The sequence below is a fragment of the Streptomyces malaysiense genome (assembly GCF_000980885.2).
Classification (GTDB): Bacteria; Actinomycetota; Actinomycetes; order Streptomycetales; family Streptomycetaceae; genus Streptomyces; species Streptomyces malaysiense.
Genome location: NZ_LBDA02000171.1, coordinates 1 through 909, shown reverse-complemented (window position 1 = coordinate 909; position 909 = coordinate 1). Strand labels below are relative to the sequence as shown.

General features: G+C 68.6%; 1 protein-coding gene. It reads right to left on the bottom strand.

What is annotated here, in order from left to right; genetic code table 11:
* Positions 1-909: class I tRNA ligase family protein (locus VT52_RS34705; protein WP_143070981.1), on the bottom strand; the 909-nt coding region annotated here is incomplete at both ends.

Here is a 909-nt window from a genome sequence, read left to right as displayed (position 1 = left end):
CAGCAGTGCGGGTAGCTGTGCTCGTACGGCAGGTGCCTGAACAGCAGGCCGCGCTGCTTGAGGTCCTCGGTGAGCTTTTCGTCGGCCTTCTTGAAGAAGACGCCGCCGACCAGCGGCACGTCCTCCTCGAAGGTGCCGTCCGGGCGCACCGGGTTGACGACGGGCAGGCCGTAGGAGCGGCAGACCTTGAGGTCGTCCTCGCCGAAGGCGGGGGACTGGTGGACCAGACCCGTACCGTCCTCGGTGGTCACGTAGTCGGCGTTCACCACGTAGTGGGCCGGCTCCGGGAACTCGATGAGCTCGAACGGGCGCTGGTAGGTCCAGCGCTCCATCTCGGCGCCGGTGAAGGTCTGCCCGGTGGCCTCCCAGCCCTCGCCGAGCGCCTTGGCGAGCAGCGGCTCGGCGACGACGAGCTTCTCCTCGCCGTTCGTGGCGACGATGTAGGTGACCTCCGGGTGGACGGCGATCGCCGTGTTGGAGACCAGGGTCCAGGGGGTCGTCGTCCACACCAGGAGCGCGGCCTCGCCGGCCAGCGGTCCGGAGGTGAGCGGGAAACGGACGTACACCGAGGGGTCGACGACCGTCTCGTAGCCCTGCGCCAGTTCGTGGTCGGACAGGCCGGTGCCGCAGCGCGGGCACCAGGGGGCGACGCGGTGGTCCTGGACCAGCAGGCCCTTGCCGAAGATCTCCTTCAGCGACCACCACACCGACTCGACGTACTCCGGGTCCATCGTCCGGTACGCGTCGTCCAGGTCGACCCAGTAGCCCATGCGGGTCGTCAGCTCGGCGAAGGCGTCGGTGTGCCGGGTCACGGACTCACGGCACTTCTCGTTGAACTCGGCGATGCCGTACGCCTCGATGTCCTTCTTGCCGGAGAAGCCCAGCTCCTTCTCGACCGCCAGCTCCACG